Annotated in this window: 20 protein-coding genes and 1 tRNA gene; 3 read left to right on the top strand and 18 right to left on the bottom strand. The window is 72.7% G+C overall.

Annotated elements, in window-relative coordinates:
- Positions 1 to 83: 83 nt before the first annotated feature.
- The 17 genes from NHG27_RS08150 to NHG27_RS08070 form a co-directional block, all read right to left on the bottom strand.
- Complete coding sequence (locus tag NHG27_RS08150) at positions 84 to 899, bottom strand: F0F1 ATP synthase subunit delta (protein ID WP_497015732.1); 816 nt, start codon at positions 897 to 899, stop codon at positions 84 to 86.
- Entirely contained in the window at positions 899 to 1,492 is a 594-nt protein-coding gene (locus tag NHG27_RS08145; RefSeq protein ID WP_193720019.1) for a F0F1 ATP synthase subunit B, read from the bottom strand. The genes NHG27_RS08150 and NHG27_RS08145 overlap by 1 nt, the downstream gene beginning before the upstream one ends.
- Entirely contained in the window at positions 1,492 to 1,719 is a 228-nt protein-coding gene (atpE, locus tag NHG27_RS08140) for an ATP synthase F0 subunit C (RefSeq protein ID WP_030149959.1), read from the bottom strand. Before atpE ends, NHG27_RS08145 begins: the two co-directional genes overlap by 1 nt.
- 116 nt (positions 1,720 to 1,835) lie before the next feature.
- The gene (gene atpB, locus NHG27_RS08135; protein WP_407671898.1) at positions 1,836 to 2,507 is read right to left on the bottom strand and encodes a F0F1 ATP synthase subunit A; all 672 of its coding nucleotides are present in this window, start codon (positions 2,505 to 2,507) and stop codon (positions 1,836 to 1,838) included.
- A 363-nt stretch (positions 2,508 to 2,870) separates the two neighbouring features.
- A complete protein-coding gene (locus NHG27_RS08130; protein ID WP_227748494.1) occupies positions 2,871 to 3,437 on the bottom strand; it encodes a Cg1360 family ATP-synthase-associated protein in 567 nt (188 codons plus the stop codon).
- Positions 3,434 to 4,690 (bottom strand): MraY family glycosyltransferase, encoded by a 1,257-nt coding sequence (locus NHG27_RS08125; RefSeq protein WP_193720018.1) that lies wholly within the window; start codon positions 4,688 to 4,690, stop codon positions 3,434 to 3,436. The genes NHG27_RS08130 and NHG27_RS08125 overlap by 4 nt, the downstream gene beginning before the upstream one ends.
- Positions 4,687 to 5,499 (bottom strand): L-threonylcarbamoyladenylate synthase, encoded by an 813-nt coding sequence (locus NHG27_RS08120; protein ID WP_193720048.1) that lies wholly within the window; start codon positions 5,497 to 5,499, stop codon positions 4,687 to 4,689. The genes NHG27_RS08125 and NHG27_RS08120 overlap by 4 nt, the downstream gene beginning before the upstream one ends.
- Positions 5,500 to 5,513: 14 nt before the next feature.
- Positions 5,514 to 6,503 carry a peptide chain release factor N(5)-glutamine methyltransferase gene (gene prmC / locus NHG27_RS08115; RefSeq protein WP_497015760.1) on the bottom strand — a complete coding sequence of 330 codons (990 nt, stop codon included), beginning with the start codon at positions 6,501 to 6,503 and terminating at the stop codon, positions 5,514 to 5,516.
- 47 nt (positions 6,504 to 6,550) lie between these two features.
- Positions 6,551 to 7,639, bottom strand: a complete 1,089-nt coding sequence (gene prfA / locus NHG27_RS08110; RefSeq protein ID WP_497015727.1) for a peptide chain release factor 1 — start codon at positions 7,637 to 7,639, stop codon at positions 6,551 to 6,553.
- Between the two features lie 176 nt (positions 7,640 to 7,815).
- The gene (gene rpmE / locus NHG27_RS08105; protein WP_030149966.1) at positions 7,816 to 8,034 is read right to left on the bottom strand and encodes a 50S ribosomal protein L31; all 219 of its coding nucleotides are present in this window, start codon (positions 8,032 to 8,034) and stop codon (positions 7,816 to 7,818) included.
- 158 nt (positions 8,035 to 8,192) lie between these two features.
- Complete coding sequence (rho, locus tag NHG27_RS08100) at positions 8,193 to 10,298, bottom strand: transcription termination factor Rho (RefSeq protein ID WP_497015723.1); 2,106 nt, start codon at positions 10,296 to 10,298, stop codon at positions 8,193 to 8,195.
- Positions 10,299 to 10,627: 329 nt separating this feature from the next.
- Positions 10,628 to 11,605: a homoserine kinase gene (thrB, locus tag NHG27_RS08095; protein ID WP_497015721.1), complete on the bottom strand. Its 978-nt coding sequence runs from the start codon at positions 11,603 to 11,605 to the stop codon at positions 10,628 to 10,630.
- 112 nt (positions 11,606 to 11,717) lie between these two features.
- Positions 11,718 to 12,821, bottom strand: a complete 1,104-nt coding sequence (gene thrC, locus NHG27_RS08090) for a threonine synthase (protein ID WP_497015719.1) — start codon at positions 12,819 to 12,821, stop codon at positions 11,718 to 11,720.
- Positions 12,821 to 14,167 (bottom strand): homoserine dehydrogenase, encoded by a 1,347-nt coding sequence (locus tag NHG27_RS08085; RefSeq protein WP_193720013.1) that lies wholly within the window; start codon positions 14,165 to 14,167, stop codon positions 12,821 to 12,823. The genes thrC and NHG27_RS08085 overlap by 1 nt, the downstream gene beginning before the upstream one ends.
- A gap of 245 nt (positions 14,168 to 14,412) precedes the next feature.
- Positions 14,413 to 15,861 carry a diaminopimelate decarboxylase gene (gene lysA / locus NHG27_RS08080; protein WP_497015717.1) on the bottom strand — a complete coding sequence of 483 codons (1,449 nt, stop codon included), beginning with the start codon at positions 15,859 to 15,861 and terminating at the stop codon, positions 14,413 to 14,415.
- A complete protein-coding gene (gene argS, locus NHG27_RS08075) occupies positions 15,858 to 17,552 on the bottom strand; it encodes an arginine--tRNA ligase (protein WP_193720012.1) in 1,695 nt (564 codons plus the stop codon). The genes lysA and argS overlap by 4 nt, the downstream gene beginning before the upstream one ends.
- 22 nt (positions 17,553 to 17,574) lie before the next feature.
- Complete coding sequence (locus NHG27_RS08070) at positions 17,575 to 18,897, bottom strand: MFS transporter (protein WP_193720011.1); 1,323 nt, start codon at positions 18,895 to 18,897, stop codon at positions 17,575 to 17,577.
- A 199-nt stretch (positions 18,898 to 19,096) separates the two neighbouring features.
- Between NHG27_RS08070 and NHG27_RS08065 the strand changes: the two genes are divergently transcribed.
- The 3 genes from NHG27_RS08065 to NHG27_RS08055 all read left to right on the top strand — a co-directional run bounded on the left by NHG27_RS08065 (position 19,097) and on the right by NHG27_RS08055 (position 21,138).
- Positions 19,097 to 19,169, top strand: a tRNA-Arg gene (locus NHG27_RS08065).
- Between the two features lie 157 nt (positions 19,170 to 19,326).
- Complete coding sequence (locus tag NHG27_RS08060; protein WP_497015714.1) at positions 19,327 to 20,484, top strand: N(5)-(carboxyethyl)ornithine synthase; 1,158 nt, start codon at positions 19,327 to 19,329, stop codon at positions 20,482 to 20,484.
- Between the two features lie 27 nt (positions 20,485 to 20,511).
- A complete protein-coding gene (locus NHG27_RS08055; protein WP_193720009.1) occupies positions 20,512 to 21,138 on the top strand; it encodes a CYTH domain-containing protein in 627 nt (208 codons plus the stop codon).
- 21 nt (positions 21,139 to 21,159) lie between these two features.
- Here NHG27_RS08055 and NHG27_RS08050 read toward each other — a convergent pair whose 3' ends face one another.
- Entirely contained in the window at positions 21,160 to 21,819 is a 660-nt protein-coding gene (locus NHG27_RS08050) for a hypothetical protein (RefSeq protein WP_497015712.1), read from the bottom strand.
- Positions 21,820 to 21,934: the final 115 nt, after the last annotated feature.

The following is a 21,934-nucleotide window of genomic DNA, read 5'->3' as shown; positions in this document are numbered from 1 at the left end:
TCTTGTCAGTTCGCCGGCTCGGGAGCCGGCGGGGTGTCGACGACACCGGGGGCCGCGAGGACCTCAGTGTTCGGGCGAACAGGTCAGCTGACCAGTCGTCTGCGTGCGTCGGCCAGGCGCGAGAGGACCGTCGAGTCGACGACGTCCGCCCCGACCTGGACGCGCAGGCCGCCGAGGACCTCGGGGTCCACGGTGACGTTCAGCTGGACTGCCCGGCCGTACGCGCGCTCGAGGAGCGCGGACAGACGGTCCTGCTGTGCCTGGCTGAGCACCGTGCCCGACGTCACCGAGGCGACGAGGCGACGGCGGCGACGTGCGGCGACGTCCCCGAGCCACACCAGGGTGGCCACGAAGCGGCGACCGCGAGGTGCGACGGTCGCCCGCTCCGCGAGGAACTGGGTGACCGGGTCGACCTTGCCCGCGAGCAGAGTGTCGACGAACGCCTTGCGACGAGCGGGTTCGGTCGAGGTCTCCGTCAGCACGCGGCGGGCCTCGCGCTCGCCGACGAGCGACCGCGTGATGCGGAACAGCTCGTCCTCGACGCGCTCGAGCGCCCCGCGGGCCTCGGCCGAGGCCAGGACCGCGTCGACGCCGAGGTGCTCGACGGCGTCGGCGATGTCGCCGTCGTGCGCCCAGCGGTCCCGGGCGAGCCCGGAGACCAGGTCGACGACGCGACCGTCGAAGCCCTCGCGCAGCACGTCGGCCGCCAGGGCGGCCTTGTCCTCGCCCGACCGCGACGGGTCGGCGAGGGCGCGGCGCAACGGCACTGAACCGTCGAGCGCCGCGGCCACGGTGAGGAGCTCCTCGCCCAGGGTGAAGGCGCCCTCACCGGCAGCACGCAGCACCGGCTCGAAGCGCTCCTGAGCCTGCGCGAGGGAGGCTCCGCTCGTCCCGCGCATCAGCCCTCCTTGCCGTTGGCCGCCGCGCTGGCGGCCCCGGCTCCCGCTGCCTCGAGCTCGTCGAGGAATCGGTCCACGACCCGCGACTGACGGGCGGAGTCCTCGAGGGACTCGCCGACGATCTTCGAGGCGAGCTGGGTCGCGAGCGTCCCGACGTCGTTGCGCAGGGAGATCGCGGCCTGCTGACGCTCGGCCTCGATCTGGCGGTGGGCGGTGTCGACGATGCGAGCGGCCTCCTCACCGGCCTTGACCTTGTGGTCGGCGACGATGGCCGACCCCTCGGCACGCGCGTCCTCACGGATCTTCGCGGCCTCGGTGCGGGCCTCCTGCAGCTGCTGGTGGTACTCCGCCAGCGCCGCGGCGGCCTCGGCCTGAGCCGACTCCGCCTTGGCCAGACCGCCCTCGATCTTGGCCGTGCGCTCGTCGAGCACCGCCTGGAACTTGGGCAGGACCATCTTGTAGAAGACGACCGCGATGATGATCAGGACGATCGCCGACCAGAACAGGTCGTAGAACGGCGGGAGGAACAGCTTGATGGGGTCGACCTCGCCAGACTCTGCGGCGAGGACCGCCTGGGGGCCGATGGTCGACATCAGAAGATGAAGCCAGCGACGAAGCCGAGCAGCGCGAGGATCTCGACGAACGCCAGACCGATGAACATGGTGCCGCGGAGCTGGCCGGCGACCTCGGGCTGGCGGGCCATGCCCTCGACCGTCTTGCCGATCAGGATGCCGAGGCCGATGCCCGGGCCGATCGCGGCGATGCCGTAGCCGATGGTGTTGATGCTGCCTTCGACAGCGGCGAGGGTGGTGACGTCCACGGTGTTTCCTTCCGTTGGGCGCCCGGTCGTGCGAACGGGCGTCAGGTGCGATGCGTCAGGTGGAGCTCAGGGGCGGTTCCGGGACCGAGGGCCCGGGACCAGGTGCGTGGTGCGGGTCAGTGCTCTTCCTCGATCGACATGTTGATGTAGACCGTGGCGAGGAGCGCGAAGATGTACGCCTGCAGGCCCGCGACGAACACCTCGAAGAGCGTGATCGCGATGCCGCCCGCGAGGGTCAGCGCGCTGATCGCCTTGAGGGCCGGCGCTGCCTCGAGGAGCAGGAAGTTCGTGGCGGCGAAGCACAGGACCAGCATGATGTGGCCCGCGACCATGTTCGCCGTGAGTCGGATGACGAGCGAGGCCGGGCGGATGATCAGGAGCTGGAGCAGCTCGATCGGCGCCAGGATGAAGTAGATCGGGAACGGCACACCCGGGGGGAACAGGTTCGCCCGGATGTAGCCCCAGAGGCCGTGCTGCCTGATGCCCGCGGCCCAGTAGGCCACGAAGACCCACAGCGCCAGGAGGATCGCCACGCCGGCGACCGAGGTGCCCGCGAGGTTGAGACCCGGCACGACGCCCGTGAGGTTGAACGCGAGGATCGTCACGAAGATCGTCGTGATCATCGGCACGTAGCGGCGAGCCCGCTCGGTCCCCATGATCTCCTCGACGATGTTCACCCGAGCGAAGTCGAGGACCATCTCGACACCGTTCTGGAACCTGCCGGGGACGAGCTTGGCACGCCGGGCCGCGAGCACGAAGATCGTCAGGATCACGATCGTGGCGATCACGCGGATGAGCTGCAGCCGGTTGAACTCGAACGGGGTGTCGCCGAAGAAGATCGCGTCGGGGAAGAACTCACCGATCGTCGGCGCGTGGAAGCCCTCGCCTTCTGCTGCGGCAACGAAGGAAGAGGGGGTCGCGAGCGTGAACAGGGTGGACTCCCGGTGGTCGTCGATTGCCAGGGCCGGGTGCTCTCAGGCACGCCGTCGGACCAGGCCTTCATGGATTCGCCGATAGCCTAACGCATGTTCACGCCTTCACATGTCACGGTCCGGGCATCCTGGCGGTCGCGGGGATATGATGCCCCGGCCCACGGCCCGGCTCGCGCCGCACGTGGGCGCGCACGAGCCGGGCCGAGCCCGGAAGACCCGTCAGGACTTCGGTGTGACGTACGGAATACGGCCACGGTCGACCGCACGGTAGTCGAGCAGCGCGGAGCCGATCACGCCCAGGAGCAGCACGGCCGCGAAGACGATCCGGTCGTAGAACTCGTAGTTCCGCAGCACGGCCAGGACGATCCCGAGCAGCACGATCTTCACGAGCCAGCTCCCCAGGACGACCGCTGCGGTCGTGGTCGGGGTCGAGCGCGCGGTGCGGGCCATCGCGACGATCGTCGTGCCGGAGAAGACCAGCGCGATCGCGACGCCCATGAGCGCGCCCCAGACGCCCGCCGTGCCGGCGAGGAGCGCACCGAGCCCGACACCGAGCACCAGGAGGCCGCCGAGCAGGAGCAGGGTGTCGCGCAGGGCGCGGCGGAACACCGCGCTCACGGCCTCGGCCACGACGTCGGCCGGGTCGGGGGCGGACACGCCCTCGGCCGGGAGGGCCACGGGGGCCCCGGACGTCGACGGCGCGCGGGCCGCGTCCGCGGCCGTCGGCTCAGCCGCCGCCGCGGGCGTCGTCGGCTCGTCGGGGGTCTGCGGTGCAGGAGTCGTCATCGGGAGGTTCCTTCGGGGTGAGCGCGGTGGGGGTCGGTGGGGCCCGTCGGGGGGCCCGGCGTCGGTGCGGGGACGACCGGTGACGCGCCGCTGGCCCCGGCGGCCCGCCGGGGCACCGCCGTCGGGATGCCCTCGGGCGCGGTCACGGCGTCGTCGTCGAGGAACCTGCCCCGGGTCCGTAGCGGTCCGAGCGTGAGGATCGCGGCCACGACCACCGCGACGCCGAGCCCGATCGCGACGTTCTCCGCGGGCCAGCGCACGAGCGCGACCGCGCCGAACGCGAAGACCGCGGTCCACAGGTACATGATGATGACGGCGCGGCGGTGCGAGTGACCGAGCGCCAGCAGCCGGTGGTGCAGGTGGAGCCGGTCGGGGTGGAAGGGCGACTTGCCCGTGCCCACCCGGCGGGCCACCGCGAGGACCATGTCGAGCAGCGGCAGGAGGATGACGGCGAGCGGCAGCAGGATCGGGATGAGCTCGCGCTGCTTGCTCGGGTCCGAGGCGGTGCCCATGTCGATGCTCCCCGTCACCACGATCACCGCGGACGCGAGCACGAGGCCCAGGACCATGGATCCCGAGTCCCCCATGAAGATCCGGGCCGGGTGGAAGTTGTGCGGGAGGAACCCCAGACAGATCCCGACGAGGGCCGCCATGACCAGGGTCGCGAGGTTGGAGTAGTCCGTGGGGCTCGCCGCGACCGTGAGGCTGTACGTGTACACGAAGTAGGCCGAGCCTCCGATCGCGATGAGCCCGGCGGCCAGCCCGTCGAGGCCGTCGACGAAGTTCACGGCGTTCATCGCGACCACCACGACGAGCACCGTCACGATGAGCGAGAGCCGCGACGAGCCGATCACCAGCCCGTTGATGGGGAACGTCGTGAGCTGCACGCCCTGCCACGCGATGAACAGGGCCGCGAGGACCTGCCCGGCCAGCTTGGTCATCCAGTCGAGGTCCCAGATGTCGTCGGCCACGCCCAGCAGGCAGACGATCAGCGCTCCCCCGACGATCGCCCAGGCCCGGTGGTCGATCTCGAAGACCCCTTCGAGGAACGGCATCTGCGAGGCGAACGCCACGGCCACGACGAGGCCCGCGGTCATCGCGAGCCCGCCCAGCCGGGCCGTGGGGATGGTGTGCACGTCACGGTCCCGGACGGCCGTGATGGCTCCCGTCCTCGCGGCGATCCAGTAGGCCAGCGGTGTCAGCAGGTAGGTGACGGCCGCTGCGATCAGCAGGACGAGCAGATAGACCCTCACCCGCCGTTCGCCCCCGGGGTGCTCGTCGTCTCGTCGCGGTCAGCGCGGCGTTCTCCGGCGGCCTCGTCGACAACCGTCCCGTCGAGGCCGTCCACGCCCTCGCCGGGCGCCTCGGACGAGCCGTCGGCCCCCGGGGCGACCTCGTCGCCGGGCGCAGGGACCTCGGCGGGCTCCTCCCCGATGCCCAGGACAGGGGCGATCTCGCGCAGTCGCTCGAGCGAGACCGCACCCTCGCGCACGACCCGCAGGTGCGGACCGGTCGCGTCGACGATGGTCGAGGCCACTCCCCCGGGCGCCGTGCCGCCGTCGAGGTAGACCGCGACCGAGTCCCTGAGCTGCTCCTGGGCGTCTTCGACGTCGAGCGCGGCCGGACGTCCGGTGGAGTTGGCGCTCGAGACCGCGAGGGGTCCCGTACGGCGCAGCAGGGCGAGCGCGGCCGGGTGGTCGGGCATGCGCAGCGCGACGGTCCCGTGCGTCTCGCCGAGGTCCCACATGAGCGAGGGCTGCGCGGGCAGGATGACGGTGAAGCCACCGGGCCAGAACGCCTCGACGAGGGCGCGCGCGTCGTCGGGCACGTCGGTCGCGAGGCCGTCGAGGGTCCGCAGGTCCGGGACCAGGACGGGCGGCGGCATCTGCCGCCCGCGCCCCTTCGCGGCGAGGAGGGCCGCGACGGCGTCGGCGTCGAACGCGTCGGCCCCTATCCCGTAGACGGTGTCGGTCGGCAGGACCACGAGGCCGCCGCGCGAGACGGCGTTCACCGCCTCGTCGATCGACGGTCCCCAGGTGTTCGGGTCGGTGACGGGGTGCACAGAGCTCACGCTTCTCAGTCTTCCATGTCCGAAGGGTCCGCTGGTGCGGCGGTCGTGCCCGTCGTCGCCCGCGAGCGGCGGGCCACGACCATGCGGGGTCTGCCCGTGAGGTCGTGGGCGGTCCTGATGTCCTCGAAACCACCGACCGCGGCGACCATCTCTCGCACGGCAGCCGCCTGGACCTCGGCGTGCTCCATGACGTAGAGACCGCCGGCGGTCAGCAGCCGCGCGGCCGCACGGGTCACGCCGCGCGGCACCTCGAGGCCGTCCTCGCCGAGCCCGTAGAGCGCGACCTGCGGGTCGTGCAGGGCGACCTCGGGGTCGTGCGGGACCGCGTCGGGCGGCACGTAGGGCGGGTTGGAGACGACGACGTCGCACGACCCGTCGAGCGAGGTGAGCGCGGTCCGGGCGTCCCCCCGGACGAGCTGCACGACGGCGCCGCTCGCCTCGCGGACGCGGGCCACGTTGCGCTCGGCCCAGGCGTGGGCGGCGCGGTCGAGCTCGACGGCGTGCACGAGCGCCCCGGGGACCTCGGTCGCGACGGCCAGGGCGATCGCGCCCGACCCCGTGCACAGGTCCACGACGACGGGGGCCCGCGAGCTGCGGGCGGCGACCGCGAGAGCCTCGTCGACCGCTACCTGCGCGACCTGCTCGGTCTCGGGGCGCGGGACGAACACGCCGGGGCCCACGACGAGGTCGAGGTGGCGGAACGGAGCGGTGCCCGTGAGGTGCTGGAGCGGGACGCGCGCGGCGCGGGCGTCGAGCAGGCGCGCGAGGTCGCCGAGCACGTCGGCCGAGGTGCGGGGCGCCGGGTCCCCGTCCACGGGGTCGGGCAGCAGGGTCCCCACGGGTCGACCCAGGACCGCGGCCGACACGACCCGCTCGCGCGGGACGCCCGCGGCGTGCGCGAGCAGCAGCTCGGCGTCCACGCGGGGCGTGTCGATCCCGGCTCGCCCCAGCCTGGCCGCAGCCTCGCGCACGAGGCGCGAGACGTCGTCGGGCAGGTCGACGGACGAGGAGCCGGGGGTCCGGGGCGGGACCTCCGCGGAGGTCACGACGCCGCGGCGGCGAGGCGCGCCGCCTCGTCGGCGTCGATGGCCGACCGGATCACGGGCTCCAGGTCGCCGTCGAGGACCTGGTCCAGGTTGTACGCCTTGTAGCCCGTGCGGTGGTCCGCGATCCGGTTCTCGGGGTAGTTGTACGTCCGGATGCGCTCGGAGCGGTCCACGGTGCGCACCTGCGAGCGGCGCAGGTCGTTCGCGGCGGCCGCCTCCTCCTCCTGGCGCGCGGCCAGCAGACGCGCGCGCAGCACGCGCATGGCCTGCTCGCGGTTCTGGAGCTGGGACTTCTCGTTCTGCATCGAGACCGTGATCCCCGTGGGCAGGTGCGTGATGCGCACCGCGGAGTCCGTCGTGTTGACCGACTGCCCGCCGGGGCCCGACGACCGGTACACGTCGATGCGGAGCTCGTTCTGGTCGATCTCGATCTCGCCCGCGTCCTCGACCTCGGGGAACACGAGCACGCCCGCGGCCGAGGTGTGGATGCGGCCCTGCGACTCGGTCACGGGCACGCGCTGGACGCGGTGGACACCGCCCTCGTACTTGAGGTTGGCCCACACGCCGTCCGCGGGGTCCGTGGCGCCCGCTCGCGCCTTGACCGCGACCTGGACGTCCTTGTAGCCGCCGAGGTCCGACTCCGTGGCCTCGATGACCTCGGTCTTCCAGCCCCGGCGCTCGGCGTAGCGCAGGTACATGCGCAGCAGGTCCCCCGCGAACAGCGCGGACTCCTCGCCGCCCTCGCCCGCCTTGATCTCGAGGATCACGTCGCGTCCGTCGTCGGGGTCGCGCGGCACGAGGACCCTGCGCAGCTTCTCGGTCGCGGCCGCAGCCGTCGCCTGGAGCGCGGGCAGCTCGGCGGCGAAGGACGCATCCTCGGCAGCGAGCTCGGCCGCGGCCTCGACGTCGTCGGTCGCGTCGCGCCACGCGCGGTAGGCCGCGACGACCTGGCCCAGCTCGGCGTACCGGCGCCCGAGCGTGCGCGCCCGGCCGGCGTCCGCGTGGACCGCGGGGTCGGCGAGCAGCGTCTCGATCTCGGCGTGCTCGGCGAGCAGGTGTTCGACGGCGGCAAAGGACTCGGTCACGAGGGTGTCCTGACGAGAGGGTGGGTGGTGGGGCTGTCCGGCACGTCCGGCACAGTCGGTCGGGGCCGTGGCGCCGGACGTCGGCACCGGACAAGACGACAGCGCCGGTGGAACGAGCGCTCCGCCTGCCCCTGGAGAGGTTGACGGACGCCCGGACCACCGGCGCTGGAGAGTCGCTACTTGTCGGCGGCCTTCTTGCCGTAACGAGCCTCGAAGCGGGCCACGCGGCCACCGGTGTCGAGGATCTTCTGCTTGCCCGTGTAGAACGGGTGGCAGGCCGAGCAGACGTCGGACGAGATGCGCCCGGACTTCTCGGTGCTGCGCGTGACGAACGTGGAACCGCAGGTGCAGGTCACCTCGGTCACGACGTACTCGGGGTGGATATCAGCCTTCACAGGACTCTCCTCAATGGGGTGCCCCCGGGTCGCCTGCGGACAGCAGCCGTGAACCGGGGACGGGGAAACCAACAGGACATTGTGCCAGACGGGTCCGGCACAAGGGAAACTCGTGGGCCGCCCGCCCGCGAGGACGGGGGCGGACGGCCCACGGTGGATCAGACGGCGCGACCGACCTCTTCGTCGTTGTTGATGCCGCCAGGTGTGGTCTTCTGCACCTGGAGCAGGAACTCGACGTTGGACTTGGTCTCCTTGAGCTTGCCGAGCAGCAGCTCGATCGCCTGCTGCTGGTCGAGCGCGCCCATCACGCGACGCAGCTTGTAGACGATGCGGAGCTCGTCCTGCGGCATGAGGATCTCCTCGCGCCGCGTACCGGACGCGTTGACGTCCACGGCCGGGAAGATGCGCTTGTCCGCGAGCGAGCGGGAGAGCCGGAGCTCCATGTTCCCGGTGCCCTTGAACTCCTCGAAGATGACCTCGTCCATCTTGGAGCCGGTCTCGACGAGCGCCGAGGCGAGGATCGTGAGCGACCCGCCGTTCTCGATGTTGCGAGCGGCACCGAAGAAGCGCTTGGGCGGGTACAGCGCCGAGGCGTCGACACCACCCGACAGGATGCGCCCGGAGGCCGGGGCAGCCAGGTTGTAGGCGCGCGACAGACGCGTGAGCGAGTCGAGCAGCACGACGACGTCCTGACCCAGCTCCACGAGACGCTTGGCGCGCTCGATCGCGAGCTCCGCGACGATCGTGTGGTCGGACGCGGGGCGGTCGAACGTCGAGGCGATGACCTCGCCCTTGACCGTCCGCTCCATGTCCGTGACCTCTTCAGGTCGCTCGTCCACGAGCACGACCATGAGGTGGACCTCAGGGTTGTTCGTCGTGATCGCGTTCGCGATCTGCTGCATGATGATCGTCTTGCCCGCCTTGGGCGGGGCGACGATCAGACCACGCTGGCCCTTGCCGATCGGGGCGACGATGTCGATCACGCGCGGCGTGAGACGACCCACCTCGCCCGTCTCGAGGCGCAGGCGCTCCTGCGGGTAGAGCGGCGTGAGCTTGTTGAACTCGGCGCGGTTGCGCGCGGCCTCCGGCGACATGCCGTTGACCGAGTCGAGCCGGACCAGCGCGTTGAACTTCTGGTTGCGCGGACCGGTCTGCTGGAACGACTCGCCGTCGCGGGGCTGACGCACCGCACCGACGATCGCGTCTCCGCGGCGCAGCCCCGACTTCTTGACCTGGCCGAGCGAGACGTAGACGTCGTTCGGCCCGGGCAGGTAGCCGCTCGTGCGCACGAACGCGTACTGGTCGAGCACGTCGAGGATGCCCGCCACGGGCAGCAGCACGTCGTCCTCGGTCACCTCGATGTCGTCGAGGCCCGCGACGTCGATGTTCCCGCCCCGGCTGCGTCCGCGCTTACGGTCCCGGTCGCGGTTGCGGTCACGACCCCGACGGCGGCGGCCGCCGCGCTCGTCGTACTCGTCGTTCTGGCGGTTGCCCTGGCCCTGCTGGTCGCGCTGGCCGCCCTGCGACTGCTCGCCCTGGCGGGCGCCCTGGCCCTGCTGGTCGCGCTGGCCCTGCTGGTCGCGCTGGCGCTGGCCGCCCTGGCGGTCGGCCTGTCGCTCCTGCTGGCCGCTCTGGCGGTCCTGCTGGCCCTGCTGGCCCTGACGCTCACCGCGGTGGGTGCTCGCGCCCTCGGGTGCGGGCTCGCGACCGGCCTCGCGACCGGCCTCGACGTCGCCGCCGCGCGGGGCACCGGCGCCCCGACCGGAACGACGCGAGCCGCGCTCGGGAGCCGCGCCGGTCACCAGGCCGACCGCCGCCGCGGCACGCGCGGCACGCTCGTCCGGGGTCTCTCCCCCGGCGGCGCGGTGCTCGCCGTCCGTCCGGGCGGCACGCCCGCCCTGCTCGAGGAGCGGGGCGACGATGTCGGCGGCCTGGTCGGTGCGGGCGGAACGCTCGCCCCGCTCCCGACGCGGGCGCTCGACGCTCTCGGTCGCTGCACGCGCGGGCACCTCGACGGCCGGCTGCACGACGACCTTCTCGGTCTGGGTGTCCCTCTCCGGCGCGCGGCGCGCGGAGTCGGACCCGCCGGCGGGGCGCTCGGAAGCGCTCTTCTCGCCGGAGGTGGTACGGATGACGTCGACAAGATCGCTCTTGCGCATCTTGGACGTGCCCTTCACACCGAGCTGCGAGGCGAGTGCCTGCAGCTCGGGGAGGCGCAGCGTCGAGAGTGCGCCTGCACGGGCGGTGTCGGTGGTGTCTGTCACGAAGGACCCTTCCCCTCGTTTGCGCCCACTTGTCTCGGTTCGAGGGGTGGGCCGCGGGTGATCGACGCTCGGCACGTGACGGCCGGAACGCAGTGGAACCACGCGTCAGTGGTACGACGACGTCAGCTGACGTGGGCTGGATTGCCTTCTCGCGGGGTCTGAGTCGCAGTCAGTGGTTGCTCTGCCGATGCCCGGGGACTCGGCGGGTACTCGTCGAGGGAATCACCGAGGCATCATCATGAACCTGCGAAGGCTCAATGGATTCTACCATCCGTGGACCTCGTGCGGACCAGTCCTCCCACGGGTCGGCGTCGCGCCCCGAGAAGCGGTCAGCGCACCTCTCGGCGGGGCGTGCCCGTCGCGTGCGTCGTGCCCAGGACGCGCTCCGAACGCACACCGCCCAGGTCGATCCCGGGACGGTAGGCACGCCACCGGTCGGAGCCGTGCAGCAGGTCGCGCAGCACCCGGTCCGCCCGCTCCCGGTCCGCGACGCTCCCGAGGAGCAGGACGGTCGGCCCCGCACCCGAGATGGTCGCGGCCAGCCCGTCGGCGCGCAGCGCCCGCACGAGCTCCCAGGACGCCGACATGACGCCCGCCCGGTACTCCTGGTGGAGCTTGTCCTCGGTCGCCTCGAACAGGTGCTGGGGAGAACGCGTGAGGGCCTCGACGAGCAGTGCGGCCCGGCCGGCGTTGAGCGCGGCGTCGGCGTGGGGCACCGTCTCCGGCAGGACGCCACGGGCCCGGCTCGTCGCGAGCCGGATCGTCGGGACCAGGACCGTGGCCTCGATGTCGGGGTGGACGTCGAGACGCACCGCGTGCGCGCCCTCCTGCCCCTCGACCGTGCTGGTCCACGCGATCGTCGCTCCCCCGTAGATTGCGGGGGCCGCGTTGTCGGGATGCCCCTCGAACTCGGTCGCGAGCCGCAGGACGGTCGCGTCGTCGAGCGCGGCGGGGTCGGCGACGAGCGCGCGCGCCGCGACGATCCCCGCGACGACGGCCGCCGCGGAGGATCCGAGGCCGCGCCCGTGCGGGATCGCGTTGGTGCAGGTCAGGTGCAGGCCCGTCTGCGGGGCGCCGACCAGGTCGAGCGCCGCGCGCAGCGCGCGCACGACCAGGTGCCGCTCGTCGCCCGGGACCTCCCCGGCGCCCTCGCCCTGGACGTCGACGACCACGTCACCGTTGCCGAGCGCCTGGACCTCGAGCACGTCGTAGCGGGCGAGCGCGAGCCCCAGGGCGTCGAAGCCCGGCCCCAGGTTCGCGCTCGTCGCGGGCACACGCACGCGCACATGGTCGGCTCCGAGCTGCATCTCGCGGACCTCTCTTCAGGGACGGGCGGGCGGGCCCGGGACGGGTGCCGCCCCGGCGCCGCTGGGGCGCCGGGGCCGGACGGGACAGGCGTCGGGACTGGCGGCGGCCGGGTCAGCCGAGCTCGAGCGCGTCGGCGATCGAGACGACGTCGGCGCTCACCCGGACCGGGGTCACGTCGGCGCCGTCGAGCGTCTTGAGCGCCCACTGCGGGTCCTTGAGGCCGTGCCCCGTGACCGTCACGACGATGCGCGCACCGGCGGGCACGAGGCCGCGCTCGGCGCGCGAGAGGATGCCCGCGACGCCGGCCGCGGAGCCCGGCTCGACGAACACGCCGGCCTCGGCCGACAGGATGCGGTGCGCCGCGAGGATCTGCTCGTCGGTCACGGCCTCGATGACTCCGCCCGACTCGTCGCGCGCGGCCTCTGCCTGGGCCCACGACGCGGGGTTGCCGATGCGGATCGCGGTCGCGATGGTCTCGGGGTGCGTGATGGGGTGGCCCGCGACGATCGGTGCCGCGCCGGCAGCCTGGAAGCCCCACATGACCGGGGTCCGCGTGGAGACCGCGGGCAGGTGCGCGCCGGGGGCGTCGGGGTCGCCCAGGCCCGCGTACTCGCGGAAGCCTTTCCAGTACGCCGTGATGTTGCCTGCGTTGCCCACGGGCAGCGCGTGGATGTCGGGGGCGTCGCCCAGGGCGTCGACGATCTCGAACGCGCCGGTCTTCTGGCCCTCGATGCGGTCCGGGTTCACCGAGTTGACGAGCTCGACCGGGTAGGCCTCGGCGAGCTTGCGTGCCGCGACCAGGCAGTCGTCGAAGTTGCCGTCGACCTGGAGCAGCCTGGCGCCGTGCGCGATGGCCTGGCTCAGCTTGCCCATGGCGATCTTGCCGTCCGGGACGAGGACGGCGCAGACCATGCCGGCCTTGGTCGCGTACGCGGCGGCCGACGCCGACGTGTTGCCCGTCGAGGCGCACACCACGACCTTCGCCCCCCGGCTCGCGGCCGAGGAGATCGCGGCGGTCATGCCGCGGTCCTTGAACGACGCGGTCGGGTTCATGCCCTCGACCTTGAGGAAGACCTGGGCCCCGGTCCGGGCCGAGAGCGCGGGCGCCTCGACGAGGGGCGTGCCGCCCTCGCCGAGCGTCACGATGCGCTCGGTGACGTGGGCGGGCATGCGGTCGGCGTACTCGGCGATGATGCCTCGCCACTGGTGGGCCATCAGGCTCCCTCGACTCTCAGGACGGACGTGATCTCTCGGACGGGTTCGAGCACCGCGATCGCGTCGACCGTCGCGGCGAGCGCGGCCTCCGCTGCGGCGTGGGTCGTGATGACGAGGTGCGCGACGCCGGTCGGCCCGTCGCCCTGGGTGCCGTCGGACGGCTCGGACGGCTGGCGGACGGCCTCGATCGAGACGCCCTTCGAGGCGAGCACCTGCGCCACCTGGGCCAGGACGCCGGGGCGGTCGTCGACCGCGAGGCGGACCTGGTAGCGCGTCACCGCGGTGCTGGCGGGCAGGATCGGCAGCGCGGCGTAGATCGACTCCTCGGGGCCCTTGCCCCCCAGCACCCGGTGACGCGCGGCCGACACGACGTCGCCCAGGACCGCCGATGCCGTGGGCGAGCCTCCCGCGCCGCGACCGTAGAACATGAGCTCGCCCGCGGCGTCGGCCTCGACGAAGACCGCGTTGAAGGCCCCCCGGACCCCGGCGAGGGGATGCGTGAGCGGGACGAGGGCCGGGTGCACGCGCACCGAGACGCCGTGCGCGCCGTCGTCCCCCGTCACGGCCTCCGCGATGGCGAGCAGCTTGATGACGTGACCGGTCTGCGCGGCCCACGCGACGTCGTCGGCCGTGATGGCCGTGATGCCCTCGCGCGCGACGTCCTCGAGCGAGACGCGCGTGTGGAACGCGAGGCTCGCGAGGATCGCGGCCTTGGCCGCTGCGTCGAAGCCCTCGACGTCGGCGGTCGGGTCGGCCTCGGCGTAGCCCAGGTCCTGGGCCTGCTTCACGGCGTCGTCGAACGACATGCCCGTGCTCGCCATCTGGTCCAGGACGTAGTTCGTGGTCCCGTTGACGATGCCCAGGATGCGTCGCACGTGGTCGCCCGCGAGCGACTCGCGGACCGGGCGGACGATCGGGATGGCGCCCGCGACGGCGGCCTCGAAGTAGATGTCGACGCCCGCGGTGTCCGCGGCCTTGTAGAGGGTGGGGCCGTCCTCGGCCAGGAGCGCCTTGTTCGCGGTCACGACGGCGGCACCCGCCTCGATCGCCCGCAGCAGCAGCGAGCGGGCCGGCTCGATCCCGCCCATGACCTCGATGACGATGTCGGCGCGCGTGACGAGCCCCTCGGCGTCCTCGGTGAGCAGCGAGCGGTCGACCGACTCCGCAAGGGGGCGCGGGGCCGACGCGTCGCGCACCGCGATCCCCACGAGCTCGAGCGGCGCACCGACGCGCGAGGCGAGGTCGGCGCTCTGCTGCGTCAGCAGCCGGGCCACCTCGGACCCGACGACGCCGCACCCGAGCAGCGCGACGCGCAGCGGACCTTGCTCCTGCTGGCTGGCTCCCACGAAGCTCCTCCTCCATCACCCGGCCCGCACGGTCAGCGGTGCCGTCGTTCTCGGGTCCCTGCCGGACGCGGTCGCGTCGGAGGGACTGCCTGACCCTGGCGGACCGCGGCACCCCGTGCCGCACGTCCCGACCCGTCGGTCCGAGCCTGTCGATCCTCGCCCGGTTGCCCGGATCCTGGGCGCTCGTCTCAGGATACGAGTGCGTGAGCACCGTTCCACGGTGCGCGCGCCCAGGCTCCGCGCCGTCAGCCCAGGTCGAGCGCGAGCAGGTCGTCCTCCGTCTCGCGCCGGACCAGGACCCTGGTCTCACCCTCCGCCACGGCCACGACCGGGGGCCGGGGCACGTGGTTGTAGTTCGAGGCCATCGAACGGCCGTAGGCACCCGTCGCGGGGACGGCCAGCAGGTCGCCGGCCTGCACGTCGCCCGGGAGCAGCACCTCGTGGATCACGATGTCGCCGCTCTCGCAGTGCTTGCCGACCACCCGAGCGAGCACGGGCGCCGCGTCCGAGAGACGGTTCGCGAGCTCGGCGTGGTAGTCCGCGCCGTACAGGGCCGGGCGGATGTTGTCGCTCATGCCGCCGTCGATCGAGACGTACGTGCGGACGAAGGTCTCGGCCTCCGACCCGGCACCGCCCCCCGCGACGCGCACGGGCTTGACCGTGCCGACCGTGTAGAGCGTCAGCCCCGCGGGACCGACGATCGCCCGACCAGGCTCGATCGAGAAGCGGGGCAACGGCGTCCCCAGCTCCGCCGACGTGGCCGCGACCGAGGCGGCGATGTCCTTCGCGATGCGGTCGGGGTCGAGCGAGACCTCGCCCGGCAGGTAGGCGATGCCGTACCCGCCGCCCAGGTCCACCTCGGGGACGAGGAAGCCCGTGCGCGCTGCGAGCGCTGCCCGCAGCTCGAGGACCTTGCGCGCCGCGACCTCGAAGCCCGACGGGTCGAGGATCTGCGACCCGATGTGCGAGTGGATGCCCAGCAGCTCGAGCTCGGGGTGCGCGAGCACCGCGAGGAGCGCGGTCATGGCCGGGCTGTCCTCGTCCTGCGCACCGGGGGCCGTCGCGAGCGAGAGCCCGAACTTCTGGTCCTCGTGCGCGGTCGAGATGTACTCGTGCCCGCCCGCGTGCACGCCTGTGGTCACGCGGATCATGACCGGGGCCGGAGCCCCGCCGCGCGCCCTGGCCGCGGCCGCCACGCGCTCGACCTCGACGAGCGAGTCCACGATGATCCGGCCCACGCCCGCGTCGAGCGCACGCTCGATCTCCGCGTCCGACTTGTTGTTGCCGTGCAGTCCGACGTGCTCGCCGGGCACCCCCGCACGCAGCGCGACCGCGAGCTCTCCGCCCGTCGCGGTGTCGATCCGCAGCCCCTCGGCGTGGAGCCAGCGTGCCACCGCGACCGACAGGAACGCCTTGCCCGCGTAGTAGACGTCGACGCCCGCACCGACCTCGGCGAACGCGGTCTCGAAAGCCCGCCGGTAGGACCGTGCCCGCTCGCGCAGGTCGGCCTCGTCGAGGACGTACGCTGGCGTGCCCTGGGCAGCCGCGAGCTCACGCACGTCGACCCCCCCGACGCTCAGCGCGCCGTCCGGCCCGCGGCGCACGCCGCTCGACCACGGCTCGCCCGGCACGAACGTGCCGGTCGGCGAGAAGGTGGGCGACGTCGTCGGGCCGGCGGCGGCCGCCGCGCTCACATGCGCTCCGGCGCAGACACCCCGAGCAGACCCAGGCCGTTGGCGAGCACCTGACGCGTCGCGTCGTTGAGCCACAGGCGCGTGCGGTGCACGTCCGTGACCTCCTCGTCGCCCAGCGGCGTCACGCGGCACTCGTGGTACCAGGAGTGGTAGTCGCCCGCGAGCGCCTCGAGGTAGCGCGCGACACGGTGCGGCTCGCGCAGCTCGGCCGCCTGGGCGACCACGCGCGGGAACTCGGTGAGCGCGCCCAGCAGGACCGACTCGGTCTCGTGCGTCAGGAGCGACGGGTCGAACGCCTCGCTCCCGTCCTCACGGAACCGCGAGACCCCGTGCGCCTGCGCGTTGCGCGCGACGTTCGCCGTGCGGGCGTGCGCGTACTGCACGTAGAAGACCGGGTTCTCGTTGGTCGCCCTGGACAGCAGGTCGAGGTCCAGGTCGATGCTCGAGTCGGTCGAGGAGCGGGCGAGCGAGTAGCGCGCGGCGTCCACGCCCACGGCGTCGACCAGGTCCTCGAGCGTCACGACGGTCCCGGCACGCTTGGACATGCGGACCGGCTGGCCGTCCTTGACCAGGTTGACCATCTGGCCGATGAGGATCTGGAGGTTCTTGCCCGGCTGGTCGCCGAACGCCGCGCACACCGCCATCATGCGGCTCACGTACCCGTGGTGGTCCGCACCGAGCATGATGATGACGTCGTCGAAGCCGCGATCGCGCTTGTCGAGGTAGTACGCGATGTCGCCCGCGATGTACGCCGCCTCGCCGTCCGACTTGATGATGACGCGGTCCTTGTCGTCGCCGAAGTCGGTCGTGCGCAGCCACGTCGCGCCGTCGGCCTCGAACACGTGACCGCCCTCGCGCAGACGCTGGACCGCGCGCTCGACCGCGCCCGACTCGTGCAGCGAGTCCTCGTGGAAGTACACGTCGAAGTCGACGCCGAAGTCGTGCAGCGCGGCCCGGATCTCGTCGAACATCCGCTCGACGCCGCGCGCCCGGAAGACCTCCTGGGCCTCGTCGTCGGGCAGCGTGCGCGGGTCCGGGTCTCCCGCCGCGACCGCGTCGGCGATGACGGCCTCCGCGATCTCCGAGATGTACTGGCCGCCGTAGCCGTCCTCGGGAGCCTCCTGGCCCTTGGCACGCGCGAGCAGCGAGCGCGCGAAGCGGTCGATCTGCGCGCCGTGGTCGTTGAAGTAGTACTCGCGCGTGACCTCCGCGCCGGACGCCTGCAGCACGCGGGCCAGCGAGTCCCCCACCGCGGCCCAGCGCACGCCACCGATGTGGATGGGGCCCGTGGGGTTCGCCGAGACGAACTCGAGGTTGATGCGCGTGCCGGCCTCGGAGTCGTTGTTCCCGTAGGTCGCGCCCTGCGCGAGGATCGTGCGGGCGAGCTCGCCCGCGGCGGCCGCGTCGAGCGTGATGTTCAGGAAGCCCGGTCCCGCGATGTCCACGGACTTGATGCCCGGGTGCGCGGCGAGACGCTGCGCGAGGTCCTCGGCCAGGACGCGCGGGGCGACGCCGGCCTTCTTCGCGAGCTGCAGGGCGACGTTCGTGGCCCAGTCGCCGTGCTCGCGCTGGCGGGGTCGCTCGACGTGGACCGACGTGGGCACCGCGTCGGCAGGCAGGGCGAGGGTGCCGTCGGCGACGGCGGAGGCCAGGGCAGCGCTGAGCGCTTGGGAGAGCTCGTTCGGGGTCACCCGACGATTCTAGCGAGGGACGCTAGGGCTTTGTGTCGACGTCCGCAGCCGTGGTCGAGGGGCGCCCCCGGCGGGCGCGCCGAGCCCACGTGTCCTCGATCATCACCGGACGGCAGCCCGCGACGGCCGCGACGAGGATCACGACGAGCGTGCCGAACAGGAAGACGAACGTGCTGTCCCACGAACCGCTGCGCCCGTAGAGGATGCCCGCGGTCAGGGGCCCGGCCCCTGCCAGGAGGTACCCGACGCCCTGCACGAACCCGGACAGCGCGACGGCCCCGGCCGACGTGCGGCTGCGCAGGTTGATGAGCGCGAGCCCGAGCGGGAACGTCGAGGCCCCCAGCCCGGCGAGCACGACCCACACCCACGTCGCGGGGCCGGCCTGGCCGCCCATGAGCCCGCCGTAGCCGACCGCGAGCATCGCGACGAAGAGCACCACGAGCGGGTACGGGTTGCGCATCCGGGCCGCGAGCAGCGGCGTGACGATCGACATGGGCATGCCGACGAACGCGTACAGCGCGAGCGCGCTCGCCGCGACGGGCTCCGACATCCCCGCGTCGATCAGGACGTGCGGCAGCCACGCGAACATGACGTAGGTGTTGAGCGAGTTGAGACCGAACATGACCGCGATGCCCCACGCGAGCGGGCTGCGCCAGGCGCGACCCTCGTGGCGGTGGCGGCCGTCCAGGCCCGCGGTGTGCTCGGGTGAGTGCTCGAGCACCGACGCGAGCTCGGCCCGGGCGCGCGCCGAGCGGGCGATCACCACGGTCCACGGCACGGCCGCGAGCAGCCCCACGAGCGCCCACCCGCCCAGGGCAGGACGCCAGCCGAGCGAGGACGCGATGCCGACCACGAGGAGCGGCGGGATCGCCGTGCTCAGCGACAGCGTCACGGTGTACGCCGCTGTCACCGCACCGATCCGGTCCGGGAAGTACCGCTTGACCAGGGGTGGCAGCAGCACGTTGCCCATGCCCATGCCCGCCAGCGCCACCGCGGTCCACACCAGGAAGGACGGGGCCGTGCTCGACAGCGACCGCAGGATCTCCCCGACCGAGCTCACGACCAGCGCGGCCACGAGCGTGGGCTCGAGGCCGAACCTCCGCGAGAGGACGGGGACGAGGGAGCCGAAGACCGCGAACGCGATCACGGGGACCGTGCCCAGCAGCCCGGCCACCTGGTCGCTCAGGTCGATGTCGGTCCGGACCACGTCCAGGATCGGGGAGACCGAGGCGACCGCGATCCGCAGGTTGAAGGCCGCGAGGACGATCCCGGCAAGGACGACGAACCTCCCCTTCCACGGCCGGAGGGTGCTGTCGGGGGTCGAGCTCGAGTCCTGGCGATCCACTCCAGGAGGGTACGCACCGGTCGCCCCGGGCACCGGTCCCGGAGCGCTCCCCGGGCTGGTGAGTCCGGTCACCCCGCCCCCACCGGGCCCGGGTGTCGCGTGCGGATCGCGGCAGGTGGGAACAGGTGGGAGCACGAACCCGCCGGAGACTGGTAGTCTCGTGCACCGTGCCGGATGCTCGTCAGAGCGAACGCATGCTGCCCTCGTAGCTCAGTGGATAGAGCGTCTGCCTCCGGAGCAGAAGGTCGTAGGTTCGAGTCCTATCGAGGGCACCGCAGACCAAGCCCCTGGACCCTTCGGTCCAGGGGCTTCGTCGTGCCCGGGACGGCGTCGTCGGGGCCCCGGGGCCGGGGGGCTGGTCGGGGTGCTCCCCGCACCCGTGTAGCGTCCGCAGTACTGGGCCACCGTGGTCTCGTTGACGGGACAAGCGTGACAACAGCATCGAACGACACCATCCTGGGCCTCCTCGGAGCGTCGCGGAAGCCCGACGAGCGCAGGCTCCCCCTGCACCCGGACCACCTCGAACGCATCGCACCGGAGCTCCGGGCGCGCATCGTCGTCGAGCGCGGGTACGGCGAGCGCTTCGGGGTGAGCGACGAGCAGATCGCCCCCTGGGTGCGCGCCCTCGGCTCCCGGGCCGAGGTCGTCGAGGCCGCCGACGTGGTCCTGCTGCCCAAGCCCCAGGTCGAGGACCTGCTCGACCTTCGCCCCGGGCAGACCCTGTGGGGCTGGCCGCACTGCGTCCAGGACGAGGCCCTGACCCAGGTCGCGATCGACCGGCGGCTCACGCTCGTCGCGTTCGAGGCCATGCACCACTGGGCCTCCGACGGCGGGTTCGGCCTGCACGTCTTCCACAAGAACAACGAGATGGCCGGCTACTCCTCGGTCCTGCACGCGCTCGAGCTGTGCGGGTCGACGGGCGACTACGGCCGGCGCCTGACGGCCGTCGTGATCGGGTTCGGCGCCACGGCCCGTGGCGCGGTCACCGCGCTCAACGCGCACGGGATCCACGACGTCCGCGTGCTGACCAACCGCCGCGTCGCCGCGGTCGCCGCCCCCATCCACTCGGCGCAGATCGTCCAGTTCGACCACGACGACGCGCCCTACCTCAGCGAGGTCATCACCGACGAGGGAAGGCTCCCGCTGGCGCCGTTCCTCGCCGAGAGCGACGTCGTCGTCAACTGCACGCTCCAGGACCCCAACGCGCCGCTGCTGTACCTGCGGACCTCGGACCTGGGCGCGTTCCGACCGGGCAGCCTGATCGTCGACGTCTCGTGCGACGAGGGCATGGCGTTCGACTGGGCGCGCTCGACGACGTTCGCCGAGCCCCTCGTCACGGTCGGTGAGAACGTCAGCTACTACGCGGTCGACCACAGCCCGTCCTACCTGTGGAACTCGGCGACGTGGGAGATCAGCTCGGCCGTCCTGCCGTTCCTCCCGGCGGTCATGGCGGGCCCGGCCGGGTGGGAGGAGAACGAGACGGTCCGCCGTGCGATCGAGATCCGCGACGGCGTGGTCGTCAACCCCGCGGTGCTCGAGTTCCAGCACCGCGAGGCCGCGTACCCGCACGCCCAGATCCGGCCGTGACGTGCGCGGACGCGTACCGTATGTCCCATGACGGACGGCGGTAACGGAGACTTCGAGTTCGAGCGGCGCTTCCTGGTGAAGGACGTCCCGGTGGACCTGCTCGACGCGCCCGCGCTCATCGTGCAGAGCTACTTCCTGGCCGAGGACGGCTATGCGCTGCGCCTGCGCGCCCAGGCGAGCGCGACGGCCGCCGAGCTCAGCGGCAGGACGTCTCCCCTGAGCGTCCTGGACCGGTACGCGTTCGACTTCTGCGCCCTGACCGTCAAGGGGCCGCAGGTCGGTGGCACCCGGTACGAGGCCGAGCGCGAGATCGACGTGAACGTCGGGGTCGAGATGATCCGGCGGGGCGGCGGGCGCGTCGTGAAGAACCGCTACTCGGCGTGGCTCGGGGCGGACGGCTGGGTCATCGACGTGTTCGGGGGCGCGAACCACCCGCTCGTGATCGCGGAGTGCGAGCGGTCGGGTCCGGTCGTGGACCTCCAGATCCCGTCGTTCTGCGTCACCGAGATCACCGACGACCGTCGCTTCTCCAACGACTCGCTCTCGCACACCCCGTACTCGGCCTGGGCCGGGTCCTTCGCCGCGGAGCTCGCGGTCTCCGGGCCGCGGTTCCGCCAGGACTTCGGGCACAACGCGCACCTGCCCGGGGAGTAGCCCGGGCAGGGGCGCGACCGCTCAGGCCTCGTCGCCCACGAGGTGCGGGCCGTCCACGACGACCCGGTCTCCCCCGGCAGGGGCGACCCCCAGGCTGCGCGCGTAGTAGACCCACGGGAACCACGTCCCGATCCGCTCCCACCCGTCGGCCTCGAGACCGAACCTGCTCGCCCCCAGGACGTACACGCGCGTGTGCTCCCACTGCGTCGTGGTCCGCACGAGCCGGTGGAAGCCCGCCCCGAACCCGGACGAGCGCCAGCCCTTGCGCCCGTAGGCCTCGAGCGCGGCCATCTCGGTCACGGCCGTGACGGGCGAGAGGATCCGGGTGTCGCCGACCTCCGCCCCTGCGGCGAGGTCCTGGACGGTGCCGGGCGCGCCAGGCCCGACCGGCCGGCCGAAACGCTGCTGCGCGGCCTGCCTCGAGATCCCGAGGGTCTTCCCGATCGCCTCCCAGCTGTGCCCTGCCGAACGCGCGGACGACACGGCCGTCGCGAGCAGCGACTCGGCCGCGGCGCTCGCACGCGCCGTGAGCCCGACGAGCTCGAGGTGCGCTCCGGGGTCCGTCGTGATGCGGTCGCCGATGCCGGGGTCTGCGGCGGTCACGGCCTCGGCGAGCAGGTCGTCGAGCGAGCGCCGGGCGTCGCCCGGCTCGATGCTCCCCCAGGCGGGCACGTCGCTCACCGTCCGCCCCTCTCGTCGATGCCCGACGCCGGAGCGTCCGTCGCGTCTCGCCACCAGGTCCTCATGCGTCAACCCTGGCTTGACGCCACGCGCCTGTCAAGAGCTGATTGACACC

Source organism: Oerskovia sp. 140933 (genome assembly GCF_059651515.1).
This window is presented reverse-complemented; position numbering and strand designations above follow the sequence as displayed.